A 23,832-nucleotide genomic window follows, 5' to 3' on the forward strand; every position below is an offset into this window, starting at 1 on the left:
GATAGCAAAATATTCCCGATTCATTCAGGATAGCATTGTTAAGGGATTCTCCCGATTCTCCAGCGGAAACTCGACTCGCGTTTCCTGCCGGTGAGATTCAAACACGGCAGCAATCATTTCAGTAGCGGCACGAGCGTCGTACATGTTGCAAATCGGCTGAGAATCTTCATTGATCGCCCGGATCAGGTCGAGCACGGCCAAATGGTTCCCCCCTCCGTGACCAGAATGGCCCTTTTCTTCGGCTTTAATGGGTTCCCACTGCGCCTTGCTGAAATGCGGCGACCAAGTTCCGTTCCGCAGTATCGCAGCCTCCATCGTATACCCCGTCGTCATGCGGATTGCCCCTTTGCTCCCAAACAGAGTCAGACCGAAACGTCCCGGAGAACCAGCGGGGTTGCGCGTGGAGTTGAAGTATCCCGGAATCCCGTTTTGAAACTCATAAGTCGCGAAGAGCGTATCCCCCGCCAAGGGGCCGATTCCTTCATTACCAGCGACCACATCCTCCTTCGTAATAGGGTGCCCCTCATTGAAGACGCGAGCGGAGCAGGCTTCGACATCGCCATTAAAGTACCGCATCATGTCCAGGACATGAGAACCCAGTACCCAGAGATCTTCCCCCCCTCCGCGACCGTCTTCTTTCCCACGGCCCCTCATTTCGACCAGCGTGCCGATTTCGCCTGCCGTGACCATTTCTCTAATTTTAGCGATGACGGGTGAGTAGCGGGTCGTATGGGCGATGGCCAGTTTGAGATGTTTCGATTCCAGAGCGGCGATCACTTCATCCGCTTCACGTAAAGTGGGAGTAAATGGTTTTTCCATGTAGATGTGGCATTCCTGTTCGGCGGCCTCCATTGCCATTTCGTGGTGTTGATCAATCCACCTCTGGCTGATCGAAACGATGTCTGGTTTCTCTTTCGCCAGCATCTGTTTGTAATTGAGATAACTACGCTTGGCTCCTGTTCTTTCGAGTGCGTCGGCCAGGCTGCTCTTATTGTCATCTGCAACGGCAACGACTTCGACCCCGGGAACATCTTTCCATACAACATCGAGTCCGTGTCCGTAATTTCCTTTTCCAGAACGACCAATCACAGCAACACGCCAAGTTTTCTGCATGGTTAGAATTCCTTAACTCGATGTAAATATTGAAACAGGCGAACGGCTTCCGATGCAGTGTGCGCACAGAAAGCTTGCCTTTTAGCGGAGGCTTCTGCATGATAGAGAGCAGAACAGCCTAAGGTTATCAGCCGTTCATCATGACAGCTTCTGTCAAGGATCTCAAATACAAACCGGGATTCCGCCTCATTACGTTTTTACCTGCCAGCTAAAGCGACCTTCAACTATGAAACCGATCAAGTATGCTCAAATAGGAACTGGCCACGGTCATGCGTCTAAGATCGCGGACTATCAGGCCTCCCCAGAGTTTGAAGTTGTAGGTGTGGCCGAACCAAACGAACGATTAAAATTGCAGGCCATGAGTTCCGGCAAGTACGACGGAATCGAGTGGATGAGTGTCGACCAGATTCTCACTAACAAAGACATTCAGGTCATCGGTGTGGAGACAAAAGTCGCGGATCTATTGGACACCGCTGAAAAGTGCATTGCAGCCGGAAAGCACATCCATCTCGACAAACCGGCCGGTACGTCGTTACCGCAGTTTGAACGTTTGCTCAACGAGGCCGCATCGAAACATCTCGTCGTGCAAATGGGGTACATGTATCGTTACAACCCCGCCGTGAAGATGTTGAAAACCTTTATCGAAAAAGGCTTACTCGGCGAGATCTTTGAAATTCATACCGTAATGAGTAAAGTCCTGACCGAAGGTTCCCGGAAGCAATTGGCCGAGTTTAAAGGGGGCATGATGCTGGAACTTGGTTGTCACCTGATCGATCTGGTCGTTGATATTATGGGAGAACCGGAAAAGGTGACACCGTTCCTGCAGCATTCATCCCAGGAATTCGACGACGGGCTGAATGACAATACATTGGCCGTTTTCGAGTACCCGCAGGCCCTCGTTTCCATCAAATCAGCGGGACTGGAAGTCGACGGTTTTCAACGTCGGCATTTCGTCGTCTGCGGTACGAAAGGGACTTTCCATATTCAACCTCTGGATGCCCCTTCTGTTCGATTTGCGTTGGATGAACCCCAGCCCCCATACAAGAAAGGTTACCAGGAAATCGAGTTCGGGAATTACAAGCGTTATAAAGTCGATGTCGAGGAATTGGCTCGCTGGATCCGAGGAGAAAGCGACCCCGCCTTCACCTACGAGCACGATCTTCAGGTGCAGAAAGCGGTTCTGCAAGCATGCGATATGCCACTCGGTTGATCGTCGACTCTTCGACCGATTCTTATTTGAGCGGATTGGAACTGAGGAATTGACGAATCGTGGCGATCATCTCCTGGGGTTTGTCTTCGAACACATAATGCCCCGCATCCGGGAAGCTGAGAGTGTTGGCCCCAGGAAAATACTTCTGAAACTCATCTAGAAACTTCGTCGTAAAGCAGAAGTCATCTTCTCCCCAGATGAATTGCATCGGGTAATCTTTGAACTGGGCTAAACCTTCTTCAACTCCCTTTAACGTTTCGTAGCTGGGATGCGAGGGTTTTAGGGGAATATCCTGAACAAATCGCAAGACAGCAACGCGGTCGTGCCAGTTCCCATACGGCGCGAGGTAACCCGACCGAATGGCGGGCGTGAGCACGTTCTTATCGACCACGGTCCAGTGCAGCCCGTAGCGAACGAAAGCATTGAATCCACGAACCGCTACTGCTCCAAAGCCGGGGATATGAATCAAATGGATGCTACGCGGTATAAGCTGTGAGCGAAACGCGGCTGTATTGCCCAGGACAAATCGAGCTGATCGATCAGGAGAGCGCCCCGCTGTTCCCATCGCAATCGCTCCTCCCCAATCATGAGCGATAAACGTGATCTGTTTGAGGTCGAGATGCTCAATCAATGCAGTTAGATTCTCGATATGATCGTTTAATCGATACGAATAATCTTGAGGTTTATCAGAGAACCCACAACCGAGATGATCAATGGCAATACAGCGATAGTTGCTGGAGAGATCCTTGACCAGATTGCGCCAGGCAAAGCTCCAGGTTGGATTGCCATGGACGAAAAGCAGAACTTCTCCTTCACCTTCGTCGATGTAATGCAGCCGATGGCCCTGTCTCTCGAAGTAATGAGATTCGAACGGGTACTCTTCTTCAAATCCGTCACGGTTGGGGGAAGTCATCGGTATAGTCGGAATCTTCACTGGGAGAACGAAAAGTTATCTCAATCATCGAGCAACAGGATAGAACAAGTCGGTACGGAATCATGAGCCACAGGTCAGCATGGTCGCTGTTCAACGAGGTTTCTGAGGGGGCGACTTGGGTTTGCTGCGGGTATTAATCAGCTCCGCGAGCAGTTCGGCCAATTGATCGTTGGTTTTGTCGGCATGGGCAAAGCTTAACGTGATCCGCAGCCGAGAGGTACCCTCCGGAACCGACGGCGGCCGAATCGCCCCGACAAGAAAACCGTATCGCTCCAGTTCACTGGCAATTTGAACCGCCCTGCCAGGATCATTTAAAATAATGGGAACGATCGGTCCAGCCGCGTGTTCATGAAATCGAACTCCCAGTGCCCGTAATTTCTTGCGGAATCGATGGGACGAGGCGAGTAGTTGCTCTCTTCGCTGGGGCTCATTCTGGATGATTTCAATCGCCGTCATTGCTGCGGCACAGCAGGCTGGAGAAAGCGATGTTGAGAATATCTGAGTGCGGGCCTTATTCCATAGCCAGTCGATTAATGGGCCTGAACCAGTGACAAATCCTCCCTGAGATCCAATTGCCTTACTCAGTGTACCGATCCGTACATCGACGCGATCTTCGACTTCCATCCATTCGGCGGAACCCCGACCATGAATACCAAGAACACCAGTGGCGTGGGCTTCATCGACGATCACAGAGGCATCGTAGCGGTCGCAAAGATCACAGATTTCATTCAACTGGGCGACATCACCATCCATACTGAACAGACCATCGGTAACAATAATTCGTTGACGATACCCACTGGCTGCGGCGAGTCGTTTCCGTAATGTTTCCATATCATTGTGCGGATAAACGGCGACTTCGGCGTTACTCAAACGGCAACCGTCGATCAGGCTGGCATGGTTAAGTTCATCACTGAGAACCAAGTCGTCTTCCGTGGTCAATGCACTAACGACGCCCAGATTAGCGGCATAACCAGTGGGGAAGAGCAACGCCGCTTCCGATTGTTTGAACTCGCGGAGTTTGTCTTCAAGCAGAACATGCCAGTCAGTTCGTCCACAGATAAGGGCGCTGCCACGGCTTCCAGCTCCCGCGTTTTCCATGGCCGTCCGCGCAGAGCGAATGACGCGCGGATCGTGAGCAAGACTGAGATAGTCATTTGAGGCGAAATTTTTGAGCAGTTGCTCGTCGATTTCACAGGTGCCATCGGCATGCGGAGTGACCCGCCTCCGCGCGCGTTTTAATCCGGCGGACTCCAATTCCATTAACGCCGTCGACATCCAGGGAAAAGAAACCCGGGGCGCCGAACTGGCGGAGCGCTCACTGTTCACGACAGACCTCTTTTTCAGGTGAGTGAAATCTCATGATTGCTTAATTGCTCGGCCCCAGTCTCCGTAATCAGGTAATTGTGTTCAATGCGAACACCTCCGATACCTTCGATGTACATACCCGGTTCCAACGTCACCACATCACCCGAAAGGAGTGTGTCTGTGCTTTCTGGAACCAGGATAGGAGATTCAGGATGACCGAGGCCAATTCCATGGCCTGCGTGATGGCCGAGTGCCGGGTAACCGGCATCGAGCATCGGTTTAGTAACAGTCTCGTATACACTTTTGGCAGAGACCCCTGCCTTCAGATATTCCGCTCCGGCATGGAGACATTCGAGGCAGATATTAAATATTTTCTGCTGATCACTGGTGGGTTCACCTACTGCATAAGCATTAGTGAAGTCAGATCGATATCCATGCAGGACAACCGAGTAATCGAGGACGAAGATGTCCTGTTCTTTCAGTACGTAATCAGTGGGAAGGCCTCCCGCTTTTGGCATAGCTGCATTGTTCGCACGAAAGTCACCGTATACCAGACCAGGACGTCCTGCCGCAGCCAAGGCTGCATTTTGAACTTCGCGGTAGATTTCAAACTCGGAAATCCCGGGTTTGATAATCTCTTTCGCCCGGGCATGACCAGCATCAGTGGCTTTCATGCACAACTTCAGGAGTTCGATTTCATCCGGCTCTTTCTGTCGGCGTAATTCGCGGACAAGGGAACCTAACGCGATTCGAGCGGGCGCGGATTCTTTTGATTCAGACCCACAGCTTTCGTTTTTGCTAGATGCGACTTCCGAGCATGAGAACCCACCATGCCCCATAACTCCCAGTATCGCGCTCGGCATCCATTCCGTCTCGATGACTCCGGGGCGATCCTTAAGTGACGGAGCGACTTGCTTCAACGCGGCGACGAGGGCATGATCACGATTGCCGATAGAGTGTTTATGGTCGTACCATTTTTCGACAATTTCTTCATCGATGAAAGGTTCAGCAGAAGCAGAGCGAATGGAGAAATTGTCGCCCAGTAACGATGCTTTGCCTTGGCGTTCCAGAAGTAACCAGCAGCGTTCACCACCTGAAAAACTGAGGGGATTCACCAGAAAGTTACTGAAGTAAAGGACTGAACGCGGGTCTGCCAGCAGAATCCACTCGATATCGGCTGGCAATTCATTCCACAGACGCTTGCGGCGGCTTAGACATCCTTCTTTGGAAAGCATGAAGTTCATCCCTGTTGCAATAAATTAAGTCGTGCGTAAATCGAAAGTAATCTTGCTTCATCATAAAGCGAGGCTACCCTTTCCACAATCAAGAATCGCAAGTTCCGCTTTACACCGAACTTCGGAACCTCTTGATGTAAAGAAACCTCATCCGGAAATTGTATTTTCAGATGAGGTTCTTAATTGAATTAGTCGTCCTGACACTGGCAACCGCTCAGAGTAGTTTAGTGTAGCTCTTTGAGGGCGAGCCAGCGTTCTGCATCCAACGCCGCAGCACAACCTGAACCGGCGGCAGTGATGGCCTGTTTGTAATAGTCATCGGCAACATCACCGGCTGCGAATACCCCTTCGACACTCGTATTCGAGCGGTGAGGTACAGTCCATTTAATATAACCATTCTCTTTTAGTTCGACCTGCCCATCCAGGAAATCGACATTCGGAGTATGACCAATGGCCGCGAAGTAACCTGCCACTTCCAGCTCATCAGTCTCGTTTTCATTGATCGAACTGCGAATTCGAACTCCAGTGACCCCTTCGGTATCTGTACCGAGTACTTCGTCAATCACTGAGTTCCACTTCACATCGATTTTCGGGTTTTTCAGTACCCGTTCAGCCATAATTTTACTGGCACGGAATTCATCACGACGATGGACGATGTATACAGTTGACGCAAATTTGGTCAGGTAATCCGCTTCTTCCATTGCGCTATCACCACCACCGACGACGACGAGAGGTTTCTGCCGAAAACGGGGCAAAGCTCCGTCACAAACAGCACAGGCGGAAACGCCCATGTTCTTGTATTTGTCTTCCGATTCCAGACCCAGGTAATTAGCTCGGGCACCGGTGGCGACAATAATCGACAGCGCTTCGAGCTCTTCTCCAGCCAAGGTTTTGATCTGGAAAGGATGTTTAGAGAGGTCGACAGAGACAACGTCGTCTGTTTTGATTCTTGTGCCGAAATTGACTGCCTGCTGGCGCATCAGTTCCATCAGTTCCGGGCCCGTGACCCCTTCTCCCATGTGATCGACCATCATCATGCGACGATTTTTGTTGATCGAACTGTCGAGATAGGGAACAATTTCACCGGCTGGGAATCCAGGAAAGTTTTCGACTTCGGTCGTCAGTGCAAGCTGCCCGAGGGGCAATGTCCCTTTTTGACGATTGTCTTCCGTAATTGCTCCCTCGATGACCAGCGGCTCCAGGTTGGCGCGAGAGGCGTAAATTGCTGCTGTCCATCCGGCTGGTCCCGAACCAATAATTACCACACGTTCCGCCACAATAATACTCCTGAACAATTCTGATCTGCCGGTGCCAGATCGGCGTGATAAACTCTGTTGTGAAAACCCGCTTGGGTTTGATGAGGGATCTGGCAAACCTCTAAGTTATTGAAACATACTGAACCCGTCTCCACCGGGCAACAGAGTCAGGCGAAAAACCTGTACTGCCCGGCTTTCGTTACAATATCGTTTCGGCGTATGAAACGGCTGTCAACTCGGTCGACTTGGCCATCCCGTTCGCTTCGAAACTAAATCTCCCAAAACACCTTTATTGAGCGCCGATAATCTCATTATCGAAGTAGTTCGTCTCCATACCCGCATCGAGCACGACTCTTTGAGAGTTCATGCCGGAAGACCGAGGCGACAGGAGAAACGCGGCGACATTGGCGACTTCGGCGGTTTGCACTGCTTCTTTGCGTAGAGTCGCTTTTTCGGCGAAAAGGTAACTGTCAACATATCCCGGAATCCCGGCGGAAGCCGACGTTTTTAGAAGTCCAGGACAAACAGCATTGAACCGAACCTTGGAAAAATGAGAGAATGACTTTGCCAAAAAGCAGATTGAGGAATCGAGGGCCGCTTTGACAGGAGCCATGTAACCATAGTTTTCTGCCGCCATCCGCGTCGTCGAAATGGAGACGGTCACCATACTGCCAGTTTCCGGATTGATGCATTCTTTGAAAGCGTTGGCCAAGGCGATAAAGGAAAAACAGGAGATATCGACTGCTTGAAGGAATGCTTTACGGGGAGTCTCGTGAAAGGGAAGCCAACCCTCCGAATAGTCGGCAAAGGCAATGGAATGCAATAATCCATGTATCTCACCTTGCTCTTCGGCGACTTTATCCCGTAGGTCGTCGATCTCTTCCTGCCGTTCGACATCGCAAACATAAATAGGAGCATCCCCCACCAGTTTGCGAACAGATTCGGCCCGTTCCGGAGATCGAACGGAATAGATGACTTGAGCCCCTGCCTCCTCCAGCACTCGTGCCGTCTGGAAGGCAACACTCTTCCGGTTGGCAGTTCCAAGGACGAGTATTTTCTTATTATTTAGGTCGAGAAAATCCATAAATTACCCTGAAGATTCTGGCATGAATGCAGAAAAATAAGTTAGTTTGTTCGATGAAATGCCTGTTTGACAACGAAAACGGAATCGATCCGTCATTTCTAAAGTCCTGTCTACGATTGCTCCCTGAGTCTTTTCCGGGCCTAAAGAACCGCTTTTTCAACGAAATCAAGGTTGAGTTGGCATATTCGGAGCGAATCCATCGAAACCGAAACTTCTTATACTTATCTGAATTTCGATTCCACTTCACGTCCGATAGACTGATAAGCAGATCATTTCACTAAATATCTTGATTATGACATATCATTCTGCTCTCCCCTCTGCATCCAGTTTTCTCCAGAACGAACTCGGGCCATCTGAAACCAGCATTCGCCGTGTTGAGCGCCCCCGTTCTGTTTTGAACGATTCTGTTATTCTCACCACTCGGCATATTGACGGAAGCGACTGCTTTTGACGGGATCTTCCTGTTTCAGTCGGTCTGGAAGGTTTCAACATGTTCAGCGCGCCAATCAAATCGAATTCTTTGATTCTAATGTGTCGAACTTTGGGGAATTCCCTGACGGCTGGACTCGACTTCAATCGCGCTTTTAAAGTCACTACAGAAAAAACATCCGACCCGCGACTCCGTAGCGTGCTGAAGGACGTCCTGCTCGATATCACTCAGGGTAGCGATATTGCGACCGCGATGGAAAATCGGGGGAACGCCTTTCCAGAACTCATGACGAGTATGGTTCGAGTGGGTGAGCATTCGGGCCATTTTCCCGAAGTCCTGAAAGACCTCGCCGAACATTACGAGCGCAACAAAGACCTCAAACGGGAACTTTGGGCACAACTGACGATGCCCATCATTCAGATGTTCGCGGCGATATTCATCATCGCATTCATGCTTCTGATCATCGATATGTTCTCGGATCCGACAAAGAAAGATCAGACTTTCGATCCACTAGGATTAGGGTTAACCGGAGTTCAGGGAGCCGAACTCTGGCTGTTAATGACACTCGGGCCGCTGATCATCGGGTTCGCCATCTATAAGTTTACGAGTCGTGCGTTATCAGGTAAGAAATTCTTCCACAGTATCTTCATGAAGATACCGGTTGTCAGCTCGTGTATGCATAACTTTGCGATTGCCCGGTTCTCCTGGGCGTTCGCCCTCACTCAGCAGACGGGGCTCTCCGTATTAAGGTGCATCGATATCTCTCTGCGAGCAACAGGAAACGGCGTCTACATGGCGGCGTCTCCGCAGATGATTACGGATCTGAAAGAGGGGGCCCTGCTCAGCGATGCAATGAGAAACAGTGGGCTGTTCACCGAAGAATACTTGCAAATCGTCGAAGTCGCAGAAGAAACCGGGACTGTTCCAGAACAACTCCAGCGAATCAGCCCTCAGTTACAGGACGAGGCACGTCGCAGTTTGAGCCGAATGGCCTCTGCATTCAGCTGGGCCATTCGTACCGTGGTTGCCGTATTCATTATCTTCCTGATTTTCCGGATGGCTTTGACCTACATCAATATGATCCAGGAAGCAACCAAAGAAGCGATGTAGGTCGAAAGCGTTTAGATTAAGCCTCACTACGACTCGTCGACATCTAAGTTTATGGTGGAAGATTTCGCTCTGGCAGACTTGCCCCTGCCAGAGAGTGGCGACTGAGGGCTTCTCTTTGTATCTTGATTCATCGTCGAGCTTGCTCGACGACGATCACGAGTATCGCATTTCCTGCTCCCAAATCAGCCCAAAATAGAAATTCCGAAACCGTTGTCTTCCCACTTCAGATATGAACTCCTGGCGACCGATTCCGAAACGAGAGCCCGACTGGGCCGCTGGCATACACCTCATGGCGTCGTCGAAACGCCCGCATTCATGCCAGTTGGAACATTAGCGACGGTGAAGGGAATTCTGCCCCAGCAACTGAAGGATGTTGGCGTCCAGCAGGTTCTGGCTAATACATATCACCTCGCCCTCCGGCCCGGTGCCGATATCGTCGAAGAGATGGGGGGCTTGCATCAGTTTATGAACTGGGATGGCCCCATCCTGACTGATAGTGGTGGATTTCAGGTCTTCAGCCTGGCGAAGATGCGGAAATTGGACGAAAAACAGGTCGTTTTTCGATCGCACATTGATGGCTCTGTCTTCGAACTATCACCAGAAAAAGCAGTGCGGATCCAGGAACAACTGGGAGCCGATTGCATCATGTGCCTCGATGAATGCCCTCCGCACGATGTTTCTCCCGACGAAATGCAACGTGCTGTTGACTTGACGACTCGCTGGGCCACTCGCTGTCGGGATGCTCAGCAACGATCAGATCAGGCCTTGTTTGGGATCGTTCAAGGTGGTACCCATCAGAAAATGCGAGAACGTTCGGCCGAAGGTCTGGTTCCGCTCGATTTACCAGGATATGCCGTTGGTGGCCTGTCAGTGGGCGAAGATCCGGCGGATATGTACACAACCCTCGATTTTACAACTCCCCTGCTTCCTGCTGATCGGCCTCGATATCTCATGGGGGTCGGACGCCCTCAAGACCTGCTGGAGAGTGTTGTGAGAGGAATCGATCTGTTTGATTGTGTCATGCCGACGAGAAACGGACGCAATGCTCAAGCTTTTACCAGTGCGGGGCCAGTTCGTCTTCGAAATCAAAAACATCAGCGCGATCCAGGCCCTCTGGATCCCGAATGTGGTTGTCTGACCTGCACGTCTTACTCCCGCGCTTATCTACGGCACCTGTTTATCGCAGGCGAGATGCTTGGCCCAATTTTACTCTCTTTACATAACATCGCATTCTACCAACAGTTGCTGCGAAATCTCCGCGAGGCCATACAACTGAATAAGGCGGCAGAGTTTAAGGCCGTACAACTTGCTCGCTGGGGGATATCTAACTAAGATACCGACGGTTTAAATTTCGCCCGGAGTGCCGCACTCAGGGTGTTTTGTCATTTACGAGTCGTCGAAAATTTCGATTTTTTCCGTACAGGTGCATTTCATCCTGAATTGGCTGGACGGTAACCTCTCTCTCTACAATCTGTTGCGCAGGCCGAATTGACTTAATTTCTGCGAAACAGACTGTCTTTTGCGACAAAAGCAGGCTGAAGTGATGGAGACTGGCGGAAAGAGTTTACTCCACCAATATTCCTGATTCTGTTTGTACGTCTTTGCGGCAGACTGGAAAAGAATGTGCCAGTTCTGGTCATTCCTCTCCCCATCGCCAAAACATAACTTCCCTCAAAGTAAAATGAGTAATTGGATGATTGATCTCTTCACGGACCTATTTTTGTTTGCTCAGGATGCGGGAGCAGAAGCACCTGCTAATGAAGCCGCTCCGAACCCCGTGTTCCAATTACTGCCGATCGTCGCTGTTATCGTTCTGTTCTATCTAATGATGGTGCGTCCTCAGAGGAATGAACGGAAGAAGCACGATGCACTGGTCAGTGCCCTGAAAAAGAATGATCAGGTCCAAACCATCGGCGGCATCATCGGAACCGTCAGTCATCTGACAGACGACACGGTCACCATCAAAGTTGATGACAACGCGAAAATCAAAATGCGACGCAGCAGTATTCAGACGGTCCTCACCGGCAACGAAGAGACCAAGTCCTGAATTGAACGCCACATCGGTATTTATCGATCGACGCCTCCCTGACTGCAAACCCAACGAAATAACGTAAAATATACATATAGAGGGCTCACTTCTTTGAACTGGTACGGAACTGATTCCAGATGCCGGTTCACCAGAAACGTCGCGATGACGAACTGACACAGCCCTTCTTTACGAGTAATGGATTTCTCACTGTACGACAGGAATTCCCTAACATGACCACTGGACTCAAGATTCTCTTCGTCGTTTTGCTGTTTGTCGGCCCCTTCGTTCTGGCGGCCCTCATTGCAAACGCACTCAAACTCAAAGCCTACGCCAACCGGCTCAGCGTCATCTTTTTGACGCTGTTCCTTGGTCTGTCCCCTTTTATCTGGACAGTAGCGAATGGAGGGAGTGTCTGGGACGAGTTTCGGCTGGGTATCGACCTCGCTGGCGGAACCAACTTGGTCTACCAAGTCGATCGCGGCAAGGCCGATCAAGCAGACAAGGTCATCAATAACAATGCGATGGACAGCCTGGTCACCTCCGTTAACAAACGGTTGAATCCCAGTGGTACTGAGCAAGTGACTGTCCGACAGGTCGGTGCAGACCGTATTGAAGTTATTATTCCGGGAGCCGATCCAGAAGTCGTTGCCGCACAGAAACGGGCCATGACCCGCCTCGGTTCACTGGAGTTCGCAATTGTCGCTGAACCACTGCGGCATGCAGAACTCATTGAAGAAGCTCAGGCAAGTTCGGGATCAGACGTCCGCAACGCGGATGGAAAAATCGTCGCTGGCTGGCGAAAAGTCGCTCTTGCGAAAGATTCGGAAACCGAAGAAAAAGACGTTGCCGGACAAGGGTTTCCAACTCGCCAGACTGAAGATGGACGGACGGAAGTCCTGCTTGTCTTCGAAGGCGAATCTGAACGCGTTACTGGCCAATACTTGATTAACTCGTCGTCGTCATTCGACCAACAAGGACGTCCCGCAGTCTCCTTCCGTTTCAATACGAAGGGTGCCAAATTATTCGGTGACCTCACTCAAAAATATACACCCCAACAGGGTAACCCGGAATCTCACTTGGCCGTTCTCCTGGATGGCTTTGTACACTCCGCTCCAAGTATTAATGAACCGATCACCGGTGGTAGTGGTGAAATCACAGGCTCATTCACGATCGCAGAAGTCAATGAACTGGTCGGCGTTCTGAACGCTGGTGCCTTGGAGATTCCGCTCGATCAGACTCCAATCAGCGAATACACGATCAGCCCTTTGCTTGGTTCTGACATTCAGGAAAAAGGGAAGAATGCCCTTATCTGGGCTTCTATCGCTGTGGTTGTCTTCATGGCGATGTACTATCTCGTCGCCGGATTGATCGCGGACTTCTGTCTGCTGCTGAACATCGTTCTCGTTCTGGGAACAATGGTGTTTATTAATGCGACATTCACCTTACCTGGTCTTGCCGGGCTCGTGCTGACCATCGGGATGGCAGTTGATGCCAACGTTCTTATCTTCGAGCGTATTCGCGAAGAGCGAATGAAGGGCTCAAGTCTGCGTATGGCGATTCATAACGGTTTCGATCGTGCTTTCACGACGATTATCGACGCCAACGTAACGACCCTGCTAACTGCCCTGTTCCTGTACCTGATTGGTACAGACCAAGTCAAAGGTTTTGCCGTCACCTTGTTCATCGGTATCATCATGAGCATGTTCACTGCTTTGTACGTGGGCCGAACTGTCTTTGAGATTTGTGAACAGAAGCGTTGGATCACCGACCTGAAAATGTTCCAGTGGGTCAAATCGGCCAATTGGAATTTCGTGTCGCATCAGAAATTTACTGTCGTCCTTTCCGGGCTTGTCATTATTATCGGTCTGGTTGCATTCGGGTCTCGCGGAGCCGAAAACCTCGATATCGACTTCACTGGCGGTACGATGGTCAGTTTTGAGTTTGATGACGAAGCTGAGGCAGACGGTAATGGATTCACTCCGGAATACATCAAAGCTCAATTGGCCGATACCGAATTGGGAAATACTATTTCCGTCGACCAATTGACGATTCAGGACGAATCGGGTGAGTTGATGGACGGAAAATATTTCCGTCTGCGAACTAAAGAGACGAACACCGACAAGGTGCATCAGATCGTTACGCAAACCTTCGGTGATGACCTGAAAAAAGTCACTATGGAATATACTGCTCCCGAGCAGATTGTTGCTGCTGCAGAAGATGAAGATACGGTCATCGAATTCGCCGATGGCTATCGGTCGGCAATTACCTTCTCCAGCGAGCTATCACCTGCGGCTGCCGTAGACGGGCTGATGCAAGCTCTTGCGGAAATCAAATCCGACGGAGAAGGAGAAGCGGCTACTCCCAAATACGAAAAACCTGAAGAACTGATAGCCGTCAAAGGGACCGCTGGTTCTGGTATGAGTGCTTCAACAGGGGCCGTCGAACGATATTCTGAAGTTCAATTAAGTGTCGCACCAGCGATCGAACAGGAAGACTTCAGTATCGCTCTCGGCACCATGCAGGAAAAAATGGCCAGCTCTCCCACCTTTGAAGAGGTGAACAGCTTTGGTTCCGCCGTCGCTTCTGAAATGCAGCAATTGGCGATCGTGGCGATGCTGGCGAGTCTCGCCGCAATCGTGATGTATATCTGGTTCCGCTTCCAGCATCTGACCTTTGGTCTCGCCGCAGTCGTGGCCCTGGTTCACGACGTCTTCATCGTGCTCGGTTGTGTTGCTCTGGCCTCAATTCTAAGTGACGGACCGATAGGAAAGGCTCTTCAGTTCGATGATTTCCGAATTAACCTGCCGATGATTGCGGCCTTTCTGACCATTATTGGGTACTCATTGAACGATACGATTGTCGTCTTTGACCGTATCCGTGAGGTTCGAGGTAAGAACCCAACCATCACGAAAGACATCGTTAACACCAGCCTTAACCAGACTCTGTCCCGTACCTTATTGACGTCATTAACGACGTTCATGGTCGTTGGCATCTTGTACGTCTGGGGTGGCGAAGGAATTCATGGCTTTGCATTCTGTTTGCTTATCGGTGTCATCGCCGGTACCTACAGTTCGATTTATGTTGCCAGCCCAATCCTTCTCTGGTTAATGAATCGTAAAAAGTCAGGCGCCCCCGTCTGATTAGGACATTGTCCTGTAATGGGATGATGTCATATTTAAACATCACTAAAGACCAGCTTCGGCTGGTCTTTTTTTATTGAATGTTCGTCCATATCTTCAGCAATTTACTACGTGGTTTACCCGAAGCCTCAAACCGAAAATGACTCTCGCCCCAACTATCAGCGCGCCAATGGTCACTCCCCGCTGCTGAAATGGGTAGTTCTCACAGACTATTCCCGTTGATTCAAATGGCAACTCTAGGAAAAAACCACCGACGGTATCGAATGGACATCAGACACTTTTGCTGCAACAGGTACAATCGATAAACGTCTCGCAAACTCCATCCGATATACAAACTGGACATATCGGTTACGCAACGGATGGCGGACAGATGAAAGACTCGAGAGGGCGCCAAGGATGGTCAAACTCTCCAGATCGCTGATACCCATTCGCCGGAACCGCCTCTCACTTTCTCACGGTTCACCCGATCTACTCAACGAGATCTCGTTTCTGTTTAGCAACTGGCCATGGCGTTTGCAAAACCTGCATGTCAAAGGTTTGCACTCTGGCCTGAATCGCTTGTCAGAAATTTGCGATAGGATGCGAAACAAGATGGCACTCAAATCGATAGTTATGCGACAACTCGTCCTGTTTTCCGTCGTTTCCATATTCGTGTTTACCAGCGCTGTGTTTGCCCAAGGAGTCGTTCCCGGGCAGGGAACAGTGGTACCAAAAATTGGAGACGACTTCGAAGACGAAAGTTGGACCTATACCTACAACTTTCCGAAAAGCAGTTCTAACATCGATGAACAGGTCCGCCGTCCAAATGCTTTCTCGTCGAACCGTCGAATGCTCGAAAGCGATTACCGGGGGACTCCCGACCTGGTCAAACGGGTCCCTGCACCTCCGGGGGGAATTGAAGGCAGCACCGGCGCATTGTTGATGCAGACACGTATCGCAGGTATCCCTGGTCGCATCAGCATGGAAATGCAGCAGGACGATCTCGTCATTAACCCACGGGGAATTCCGGGTAACGCATTGTGGCTTGCCAAGAATCCTAGCTTTGTAGTCCGCGTGTATATCCCTGATTTCGATGAGTTTGAAGACCGCACCGGTTCAACCTTCGGGATTCGTGCCGACTGCCACACTCTGGTAGACGACAAACCCAAGTTCGGCTTCGGTTTGTTCAATCGAAAAAATAGCCGGAAAATGGAACCATACTGGCCTGGCTTCTTCGTTCAGTTCAACAGTAAGACAGATGGACGCAACACAGAGGACTCAGCAAGCATTCTCATTCGCTGCGATCAGAATGGGCGAGAAGTCGCCGGACCCAAAATTACGAAACAGGGTTGGTGGACTTTCGGAATGTCCTTCACTCCTGATGGACAGGTTCACTACTACGCCCACGAAGGCATTAAAGACCTGACAGCTGCGGACCACCTCTACTCTTCATTCCCTTACGGTTACAAATGTGAAGGGTTTCATTCCTGCTTCTTCAATATCACCACCTTCGACGATGGTAAAACCTGGTCGACACCATGGGTGATTGACGATCCGACCTTCTACTATGCCGATGGCCCCGTTCAGATGGCGACCGGTCGACGTAATGGAACTGTTCGCTAACTAGATCAAATCGGCTCACGCCGCATGAATTCATTCCCTGTGAAACCACGGAGGTACTTCCCTGCCTTCGTGGTTTTTTTACGTATTTGAATTAGTCATCAATACAAAGCTGGGGAACCTTTGGTTATTGGCGGAACTCTCCAATCGGAAGCCAATGCCTATCTAGAAGAGACGACGTCTTCCCGCTCTTTTTTTGCTTCTTCCAGCAAAGCACGCACGATTCGGAGTTCCTCTTTCAGTTCCTCCAAATCCTGATCGGTCTCTTCGACGGCTCCTGACGTAAACCAGGATGTCATCGTCCCGGCAACGGCTCCGAACAAGCCCACTCCGGTAATCATCAGGAATGCGGCTAGAAATCGCCCTTCCGCAGTTACAGGATAATGATCTCCATATCCAACGGTAGTAATCGTGACAAACGACCACCACAGTGCATCTTCAGCAGTATGGATATTTGATTCCGGGGAATTCTCCAGTTGCAGAATCGCAATGCTGGCAAAGACGAGCATCAGTAACGTCAATAGTGCGGACGATAGCAGTACACCTTCAGTACGGTGCTGAAGCAAATGATGGGCGATAGTTTTAGTGGCCCTCACCGCTCGAAATAAACGCACGATTCGTAGCAGGCGAGCAATACGACCAAGACGGACAATATCAACGGGTATACTGGAGATCAAATCAATCCACCCCCAGGTCAGCATGTACTTCTTACGATCTTTCGCTCGGTAAAGCGAGATGAAGAAATCAACCAGAAAGAAAATGCAGATACAGAAGTCTGCGTATTCCAGAATCTGTGCTTCTTCTGACTGGGGCGCGATCAAGGTCTGTATTACCAGCATGAATAGAACCAGAACACACAGCGCCATCATAAACAGCTGATAGGGGGTAATATCACGCGCGGCAGCAGAACTCATGGGCACTCTCTTTGGAATGGACAGGTTACTTAAACAGCAGTTCTAACTCACTGAAGGCTATTCCAGCGCGGCACTGGCCATTGTCGTTTCATCGGTCTCAGATTCTTTCTCTTCCCACCATTCCGCAGCAAGGATCGCATTCCAATCGCCGTAATCGTGACACCGCCGAAGGGCCTGTCGCAGATCGTAAACAGACTGATATCGATCCTCTCGTTTTTTCTCCAGGCATTTAAGAATGACTTCTTCGATGTCGGACGGAATAGACTTTTCAATTTCTGAAGGCGGAATCACCGTCTGGTTTGTATGTGCGATCATGACAGCCATCGCGGAACCGTCGTTAAACGGGGCCTTTCCCGTGAGCGTATAATAAGCAATGCAACCGAGGGCATAGATGTCACATCGAGCATCAAGGTCGTGTTCGCCCATGACTTGCTCGGGGGCCATAAACTGAGGCGTACCACTCACCACTTCGTCAGAGGTCAACTGGGCCGAACCTGGCTTCGTCGATTTCACGAGGCCGAAATCGAGTACTTTGATAAAATCACAGACGCCTCCACGCTCGGAAACGAACAGGTTATCCGGTTTCAGATCGCGGTGCACGAGACCCGCATCGTGCGCTTCGACCAGGGCATCGCAAGTTTGATCGAGAAGATGCAGAGCCCTGGCTGGTTTCAGAGGACCATAATCACGAACCAGATTTCGAAGACTCATGCCAGGCAAGAACTCCATCACGTAATAAAACACACCTTCTTCAGTGTGCCCATAGTCGTAGATCTCGATTGTATTCGGGTGCGTCAGACTGGCTGTCGTGCGTACTTCACGTTCGAAACGTGCGAGAGCGATATTGACAGGTCCTTCGCTATCCTTGATGAGTTTCAATGCACACGGACGTTTTAATAACGAATGTTCAACTAGATGAACTTCCCCCATTCCGCCCGCTCCAATTTTCTGAATCAGCCGATATTGACCGTACTCTTCGGCCTCATGCATTTGGGCTCGCATTTTATTCAATATTCCGGCGCTGTAAACGGCGAGAATGCAGCCCACCAGTAGATTGGAAGCCATCACGGAGTGATGGGAATGGGAAGTCAACTCGGTGATTTCATCCATTAAGTGAGGGTGAAACAGGTGGACCAATAAAGTGACTATGAAAGGAGACAGCGCCATCGTTGCGACGACTTTCGCGGTTTCCTGCCAGCGATGGGGAATGAAAACACCAAAACTAAGAATGATAAACACGAGTGACATCAGACCACTGAATCTGTTTGTTAACAGTTCAGCTTCGCTGCTCAGATCAAGTGCAGAAACGATTGAAGCATACCGTTGATAGATCCACATCAGAACAATGAAGCCAAATAGTAATCCTTCCATCCACCTCAACTGTTTTTGACTGTAGTCGCGATAGATCAGCAGTACAGCAAGAAAACCAGCCAGCCCAATTAACCTGATGACGACGTAAATGTGGTAAGTGTCATGGCCACCAGTGATAAATTCAGCGTTAAAGAAAAGACTCAATCCCAGAAAACAAACATTGAGTACTAACGCCAGTATCACAACAGCCTGAAGACGCCATTGTAATAGAGATGTCGTTGCCGACCCGAAACTAAGGCCGGGCCCCTGAACCATCTTTACAGGACGCGGCTCCTGCCTGGTCCGTTCAGCCAGAAGCGTCTCGGTTTCCAGATCGATCACGTCGTCTTGATCTGTCAGGATGACAGTGGGATTATTGTCGTCGAAGTCATTCTGAGGCATAGATTCGGTTTTCGTCAGGAAGATAGTGGCTTATGGAGCGTTAGAAACAGAGTCGAGTGAGGATCAGGGTTTGGCATCTTCCGCTTTGGCATCTTCCGCTTTGGCATCTTCCGCTTTGGCATCTTCCGCTTTGGCATCTTCCGCTTTGGCTTCTTCCGCTTTGGCTTCTTCCGCTTTGGCTTCTTCCGCTTTGGCTTCTTCCGCTTTGGCTTCTTCCGCTTTGGCTTCTTCTTCGATGCGGTTTAATTTCTGCTCTGACTTTTTCAGCAGCTTCGTTCCCTGCTTACGAGTCGCTTCTTTGACTTTCTGCGTATTGGTTTCGGCCTCTTTGAACAACGTGTCCGCTTCCGATTTGATTCGTTCGGGAAGTTTCATATTGTCCCCCCCTTTGCCGCTGTGGAGGAACGGTAAGAAAGTGAACACGAGGATTACGGCAATAATCTGAAACATCGGCCCGAATAGTTTTTTGGCCCCCTTTTTCATGGGCTTCCAATTCTGGTAGAGGTAATAAAAAGTAAACGGAGGAATAAGGAATAGAATTCCCTGCATCAGGCTCTGACGGAAAGGGAGCACGGCCAGGTGAATCAGGTTGATATAAAATCGAATGACATTCACGGCAATGATGCCGCTCGCCCCAATCAGCCCAATATTTTGAGATTGCCACAGAATGCTGATAATCACCATTGCAATGAAGGGGACGCTAACGAGGTAACCAAAATCGTTCAGGTTATCCAGTAAATGTCGGAGTCCCCGGAGTCTATCCCAGTAGAACTCTTTCATGGCGCCGGGAGCTTTTGACTTCTTGCGTTGCTTATTTATCTGATGTTGTTCGCGCCAAGGTGTGCGAGGCGTTTTAACCTGATAAGGACCTGATTCTTCCTCTTCTTCCCAGCGACGTTCATTTCGCTGAACTCGGTCCAAGCTATGCTGGGATACGGCAGCTAAATCGACTGCGGAAGGAACGTGGTATCCTCCCGGTTGTCCATTTGCTTTGCTGGAAGGACTGGCTTTTCCCAATCGGTAATGCCCACTCTTCGAAGCACCTGACATAACGGGAGTTGGGTCGGGGATGTGAAACCGATGCTGGCAACTGTTGCAATGGCCCGCCTTGCCAGCGAGTTCGTCTCGTACAGTGAACTGACGTCCGCATTCAGGACAGGCGAAACTAATGGGCATAAAAAGGGGCTCCGGAAATACAAAAAGAGCAAGTTATATAAAACAGTAGATGTGCTCCTATTGTGCCATTTCAACCCACAGTGGTCTACGAAAAGGCTTCATTAAAGCGTCCGAGAACAATAATTAAGATGAACAGATCCTATGGGAACTCACCAATGTTCCAATTCAATGGGATAATTCTTAATTAATTTCGGTGCCCACTGGTGTCGCCGGTTCTATGGAACTGCTTTCGGAACTATTTTCAAACAGCTCATCTCCATCAGTAATACGAAACAATCGATGCATCCAGCCACCAATGTCGTCGAAAAAGGTGTAAAGTACGGGAATCGCCAATAACGTCAGCAGAAGTGAAAAACTCTGACCACCAACCGCGAGAACTGCGATCGACCTGCGTTCTTCCGCTCCGGGACCAGTCGCAATCAATAAGGGCATCAAGCCTGCGACGAACGAGACCGTTGTCATCAGAATAGGACGAAGTCGGTCCCGGTTGGCCTGCATAATCGCATCATGTCGATCCAACCCTTCGGCACGCAATGCGTTGGTATGGTCGACTTGTAAAATGGCCGCTTTCTTCACGACACCAAACAGAACCAGAATCCCGAGTGCGGAATAAAGGTTCAAGGTTTCACCTCCAAAATGCAAACTCAACAGTCCGAAAGGAACAGCGAGAGGAAGTGATAGTAAGATCACGAAAGGATGTACCAGGTTTTCGTACTGGGCGGCGAGCACGATATACATCAGGACGAAAGAGAGGATGAAGGTCCAACCAAAGTCTGCGAGCGTTCTTTCCAACTCGCGACCACCTCCGAGAACCTGTGTACCATAACCGGAAGGGATTCCCACTTCATCCGCAGCCGCGCGGAGCGCATCAATCCTGTCAGCCAAGGCATAGCCGCCGGCGATGTTCGCTCGCACGGAAACCATTCGTTGACGATTTAGCCGGTCAATACGGGATGCCGATTCTTTATGTTCAAAACGTACCAGGTTATCCATGCGAACGGTGATCGGTCGCGAGCGCAATTCTTCATTCACAATTACATTTTCGTCTGCTTCGGACCCGCCGCGAACAAATAGTTGTGAAATTGAATCGATATTGTTCCGGTCAATTCCTACGAGTCGAAGTTCAACGTCATAGGCATCACTGGCAGTCTCGTCACGATAGCGGGATACGCGGTCATCACCTCCAACGGCAATTCGGAGAGTATCCGCGATCTCTTGCACGTCGATTCCCATTGCCGCCGAGCGATCACGGTCGATACGGACGAGTAACTCGGGATTATCGATTCGCAGGGTCGTGTAAACGTCGACGATACCGGGAATCTCTTTTGCTTTTTCAGCTAGTTTTGCACTGAAATCAAGCAGTTTTGGCATTTCTGGCCCCGTGGTCGCAAAGTCGATATCGACAGGCGCCCCCTGCCGCAACGAAGTCAGGTTACGCACTGAGGCCCGCATTCCTGGAATCTCACCGAGAGCCTTCCGGACCTCGGCCATTTTGTCTCGTTGAGAATAGTTTCCTTTAAAGGCTTCTCCCGGATTTCCCTTAAACAGTCCCCGAAAGAATCGCCCTATCGAGAAAGTTCTTTCCTGACTGTCCTGCAGGCGTATAAAGAACTCAGCGCTATTCACAGAACCAAAACTTCGTGTACCGAGTGAAGTCATTACTGTTTCGATACCGTCAATACGCTGTAGCTTGGTTTCGATTAAATCGATCGCCTCACGCATGGCGGTCAATGTCACCCCTTCTCTGGCTTCGGCGCGAACTTCAAACTCGGACTCATCGACATTCAGAGGAATGTAATCTCGATTGACCAACTGGGTGAGGGGAATATTAGAGAGCATTACCAGAATAGAGATGATCAGCACTAGCCAGCGCCACCGCATCGCTTTTCCGAGCATCCACAGGTAGCTCACTTCCACCAAATGATAGAATCCTCGGCGGGAGGCAGGTTCAGAGCCTTCGTCTTCTGGATTGACTTTCTTTTTAAGAAGCAAGCGACTGCACATCATCGGAGTCAATGTAAAACTGACGAATAGCGAAATCAGAATGGCCACCGTCGCGGTTACACCAAACTGAAACAGCATTCGACCTGTCACACTACTCAAAAACGCGACGGGCAGGAAAACGATCACCAAAGACAACGTGGTTGCCAACACAGCCATACCGATTTCTTTGGTTCCTTTAATAGCGGCATCTCCCGGCGCCATTCCTTTCTCTTCGATGCAGTGGAAAATATTCTCCAGCACCACAATGGCATCGTCAATCACCACCCCCACCATCAGCACCAGGGCCAGCATCGTCACGTTGTTTAGTGTAAAACCAAACCATTGCATAAAAGCGAATGTCGAAATGATCGACGTTGGAATCGCGACCGAGGCAATCAATGTAGACCGCCAGGATCGCATGAATATCAAAACCGTAATACAGGCGAGAATACTTCCCGAGATTAAATGTTGTTCAATTTCGTGCAGGGCCGAAACGATATAGCGAGACTGGTCCTGAATGATCTCTACTTTTACATCTTTAGGCAGTAATTCGCGGCACCGGGGGAGAAATTCTTTGATTCCTTCAATTACAGCGACGGTGTTCTCTCCCGATTGTCGTTGAATCTGCAGAATAACGGCCGGTTTTCCATTCAGGTGAGCGAGCGTTCTGACTTCTTTGGTAGAGTCTTCGACTCGACCAAGGTCCCCCAAACGGACGGGGGAACCGTTGATTGTCGCCACGACAAGATCGGGAAAATCACGGGAATGCTCTAGCCGTCCCATCGTGCGTAAGGCGCGTTCTCGCATGCCTTCGTCCAGTCGTCCACCGGGCACTTCTGCATTCTGTCGAATAATGGCTTCCCGGACTTCCATAATCGATAGCCGATGCGCGGCCAGACGCTGAGCATCAATTTCTACCTTCACAGCGCGATCAGAGGCACCTGCGATGGTAACCTCTCCGACCCCGCTGGAAGATTCAATCACGTTTTTAACGTAGTTTTCCGCGAGTACGTACAGCTCCCTCGGTGGTCGAGGGCCGGATACAGCCAGAGACATAATAGGCGAAGAATCGAGGTCGCGTTTCTGCACGACCGGGGGATCAATCCCGGGAGGAAGCCTGTTTAGAATACTGGAGACGGCATCACGAACATCCTGAGTTGCCGCGTCAACATTACGATCGAGATCGAACGTGACAATCACAAAGGATTGTCCATCGCGTGAAATCGAACGAAGCTCATCAATTCCGGCGACCGTGGCGACAGCATCTTCAATGGGAAGAGTGACTTCAGATTCGACTTCGCTGGAGGCAGCTCCGGGATAGGTGGTCCGCACGAAGATCGTCGGCAAGTCCATACTGGGAAAGCGGTCAACTCCCAACTGTGGGAAAGCGGTGATACCTCCGACCAGAAGAGCGGCGATCATCATCAATGCGAAGATCGGCCGTTTAACACAAATTTCAGCCAAGCGAGACAACGGCACGCTCCTTTGGTGGGTAGAGTTTGGTATATGAATCTTATGGAAAGTGAAAGTCGCACAGAATGATGTGGCCCCTATTCACAGTA

At 50.2% G+C, this 23,832-nt stretch carries 16 protein-coding genes; 6 read left to right on the plus strand and 10 right to left on the minus strand.

All coding sequences use genetic code 11. The features are described 5' to 3' along the window. Positions 1-24 precede the first annotated feature (24 nt). Positions 25-1,113, minus strand: a complete 1,089-nt coding sequence (locus Pla110_RS11280; RefSeq protein ID WP_144995865.1) for a Gfo/Idh/MocA family protein — start codon at positions 1,111-1,113, stop codon at positions 25-27. A 226-nt stretch (positions 1,114-1,339) separates the two neighbouring features. Here Pla110_RS11280 and Pla110_RS11285 point away from each other — a divergent pair, with 226 nt between their 5' ends. Further along, positions 1,340-2,323, plus strand: a complete 984-nt coding sequence (locus Pla110_RS11285; RefSeq protein WP_144995866.1) for a Gfo/Idh/MocA family protein — start codon at positions 1,340-1,342, stop codon at positions 2,321-2,323. A gap of 22 nt (positions 2,324-2,345) precedes the next feature. Here the strand turns inward: Pla110_RS11285 and Pla110_RS11290 are convergent, their stop codons facing one another. From Pla110_RS11290 to Pla110_RS11310, 5 genes are all read right to left on the minus strand, one after another. Further along, positions 2,346-3,236, minus strand: a complete 891-nt coding sequence (locus Pla110_RS11290; RefSeq protein WP_144995867.1) for an alpha/beta fold hydrolase — start codon at positions 3,234-3,236, stop codon at positions 2,346-2,348. 111 nt (positions 3,237-3,347) lie between these two features. Beyond that, on the minus strand, positions 3,348-4,583 hold the full coding sequence (bioF, locus tag Pla110_RS11295; protein ID WP_144995868.1) for an 8-amino-7-oxononanoate synthase: 1,236 nt from the start codon (positions 4,581-4,583) through the stop codon (positions 3,348-3,350). 14 nt (positions 4,584-4,597) lie between these two features. Next, positions 4,598-5,797, minus strand: coding sequence for a M24 family metallopeptidase (locus tag Pla110_RS11300; RefSeq protein ID WP_144995869.1), 1,200 nt, complete (start codon positions 5,795-5,797; stop codon positions 4,598-4,600). Between the two features lie 224 nt (positions 5,798-6,021). Next, on the minus strand, positions 6,022-7,074 hold the full coding sequence (locus Pla110_RS11305; protein WP_144995870.1) for a thioredoxin-disulfide reductase: 1,053 nt from the start codon (positions 7,072-7,074) through the stop codon (positions 6,022-6,024). Positions 7,075-7,342: 268 nt separating this feature from the next. Continuing rightward, positions 7,343-8,137 carry an enoyl-ACP reductase FabI gene (locus Pla110_RS11310; protein ID WP_144995871.1) on the minus strand — a complete coding sequence of 265 codons (795 nt, stop codon included), beginning with the start codon at positions 8,135-8,137 and terminating at the stop codon, positions 7,343-7,345. 490 nt (positions 8,138-8,627) lie between these two features. On the opposite strand from Pla110_RS11310, the gene Pla110_RS11315 reads away from it, so the two are divergent. From Pla110_RS11315 to Pla110_RS11335, 5 genes are all read left to right on the plus strand, one after another. Continuing rightward, positions 8,628-9,677 (plus strand): type II secretion system F family protein, encoded by a 1,050-nt coding sequence (locus tag Pla110_RS11315; protein WP_144995872.1) that lies wholly within the window; start codon positions 8,628-8,630, stop codon positions 9,675-9,677. 210 nt (positions 9,678-9,887) lie between these two features. Then, the gene (gene tgt / locus Pla110_RS11320) at positions 9,888-11,009 is read left to right on the plus strand and encodes a tRNA guanosine(34) transglycosylase Tgt (RefSeq protein ID WP_144995873.1); all 1,122 of its coding nucleotides are present in this window, start codon (positions 9,888-9,890) and stop codon (positions 11,007-11,009) included. 361 nt (positions 11,010-11,370) lie between these two features. Further along, complete coding sequence (gene yajC / locus Pla110_RS11325) at positions 11,371-11,724, plus strand: preprotein translocase subunit YajC (RefSeq protein ID WP_144995874.1); 354 nt, start codon at positions 11,371-11,373, stop codon at positions 11,722-11,724. A 119-nt stretch (positions 11,725-11,843) separates the two neighbouring features. Next, a complete protein-coding gene (gene secD, locus Pla110_RS11330; RefSeq protein WP_231742980.1) occupies positions 11,844-14,846 on the plus strand; it encodes a protein translocase subunit SecD in 3,003 nt (1,000 codons plus the stop codon). A 579-nt stretch (positions 14,847-15,425) separates the two neighbouring features. Continuing rightward, complete coding sequence (locus Pla110_RS11335; RefSeq protein WP_144995875.1) at positions 15,426-16,448, plus strand: hypothetical protein; 1,023 nt, start codon at positions 15,426-15,428, stop codon at positions 16,446-16,448. A gap of 158 nt (positions 16,449-16,606) precedes the next feature. On the opposite strand, the gene Pla110_RS11340 is transcribed toward Pla110_RS11335, so the two are convergent. From Pla110_RS11340 to Pla110_RS11355, 4 genes are all read right to left on the minus strand, one after another. Further along, the gene (locus Pla110_RS11340; RefSeq protein WP_144995876.1) at positions 16,607-17,359 is read right to left on the minus strand and encodes an ion transporter; all 753 of its coding nucleotides are present in this window, start codon (positions 17,357-17,359) and stop codon (positions 16,607-16,609) included. Between the two features lie 57 nt (positions 17,360-17,416). After that, positions 17,417-19,111: a serine/threonine protein kinase gene (locus Pla110_RS11345; protein ID WP_144995877.1), complete on the minus strand. Its 1,695-nt coding sequence runs from the start codon at positions 19,109-19,111 to the stop codon at positions 17,417-17,419. 63 nt (positions 19,112-19,174) lie between these two features. Next, on the minus strand, positions 19,175-20,287 hold the full coding sequence (locus Pla110_RS11350) for a hypothetical protein (protein WP_144995878.1): 1,113 nt from the start codon (positions 20,285-20,287) through the stop codon (positions 19,175-19,177). 180 nt (positions 20,288-20,467) lie between these two features. After that, positions 20,468-23,743, minus strand: coding sequence for an efflux RND transporter permease subunit (locus tag Pla110_RS11355; RefSeq protein ID WP_144995879.1), 3,276 nt, complete (start codon positions 23,741-23,743; stop codon positions 20,468-20,470). Between the last annotated feature and the right edge of the window lie 89 nt (positions 23,744-23,832).

The sequence above is a fragment of the Polystyrenella longa genome (assembly GCF_007750395.1).
In the GTDB taxonomy this organism is placed as follows: domain Bacteria; phylum Planctomycetota; class Planctomycetia; order Planctomycetales; family Planctomycetaceae; genus Polystyrenella; species Polystyrenella longa.

Excerpts from the sequence above, each read along its gene's own strand:
- Pla110_RS11345 (WP_144995877.1), bottom strand. The coding sequence starts at position 19,111 with ATGCCTCAGAATGACTTCGACGACAATAATCCCACTGTCATCCTGACA.
- Pla110_RS11335 (WP_144995875.1), top strand. The coding sequence starts at position 15,426 with ATGCGAAACAAGATGGCACTCAAATCGATAGTTATGCGACAACTCGTC.
- Pla110_RS11315 (WP_144995872.1), top strand. The coding sequence starts at position 8,628 with ATGTTCAGCGCGCCAATCAAATCGAATTCTTTGATTCTAATGTGTCGA.
- Pla110_RS11285 (WP_144995866.1), top strand. The coding sequence starts at position 1,340 with ATGAAACCGATCAAGTATGCTCAAATAGGAACTGGCCACGGTCATGCG.
- Pla110_RS11280 (WP_144995865.1), bottom strand. The coding sequence starts at position 1,113 with ATGCAGAAAACTTGGCGTGTTGCTGTGATTGGTCGTTCTGGAAAAGGA.
- Pla110_RS11290 (WP_144995867.1), bottom strand. The coding sequence starts at position 3,236 with ATGACTTCCCCCAACCGTGACGGATTTGAAGAAGAGTACCCGTTCGAA.
- Pla110_RS11300 (WP_144995869.1), bottom strand. The coding sequence starts at position 5,797 with ATGCTTTCCAAAGAAGGATGTCTAAGCCGCCGCAAGCGTCTGTGGAAT.
- Pla110_RS11310 (WP_144995871.1), bottom strand. The coding sequence starts at position 8,137 with ATGGATTTTCTCGACCTAAATAATAAGAAAATACTCGTCCTTGGAACT.
- secD (WP_231742980.1), top strand. The coding sequence starts at position 11,844 with ATGCCGGTTCACCAGAAACGTCGCGATGACGAACTGACACAGCCCTTC.
- yajC (WP_144995874.1), top strand. The coding sequence starts at position 11,371 with ATGATTGATCTCTTCACGGACCTATTTTTGTTTGCTCAGGATGCGGGA.
- Pla110_RS11340 (WP_144995876.1), bottom strand. The coding sequence starts at position 17,359 with ATGAGTTCTGCTGCCGCGCGTGATATTACCCCCTATCAGCTGTTTATG.
- Pla110_RS11350 (WP_144995878.1), bottom strand. The coding sequence starts at position 20,287 with ATGCCCATTAGTTTCGCCTGTCCTGAATGCGGACGTCAGTTCACTGTA.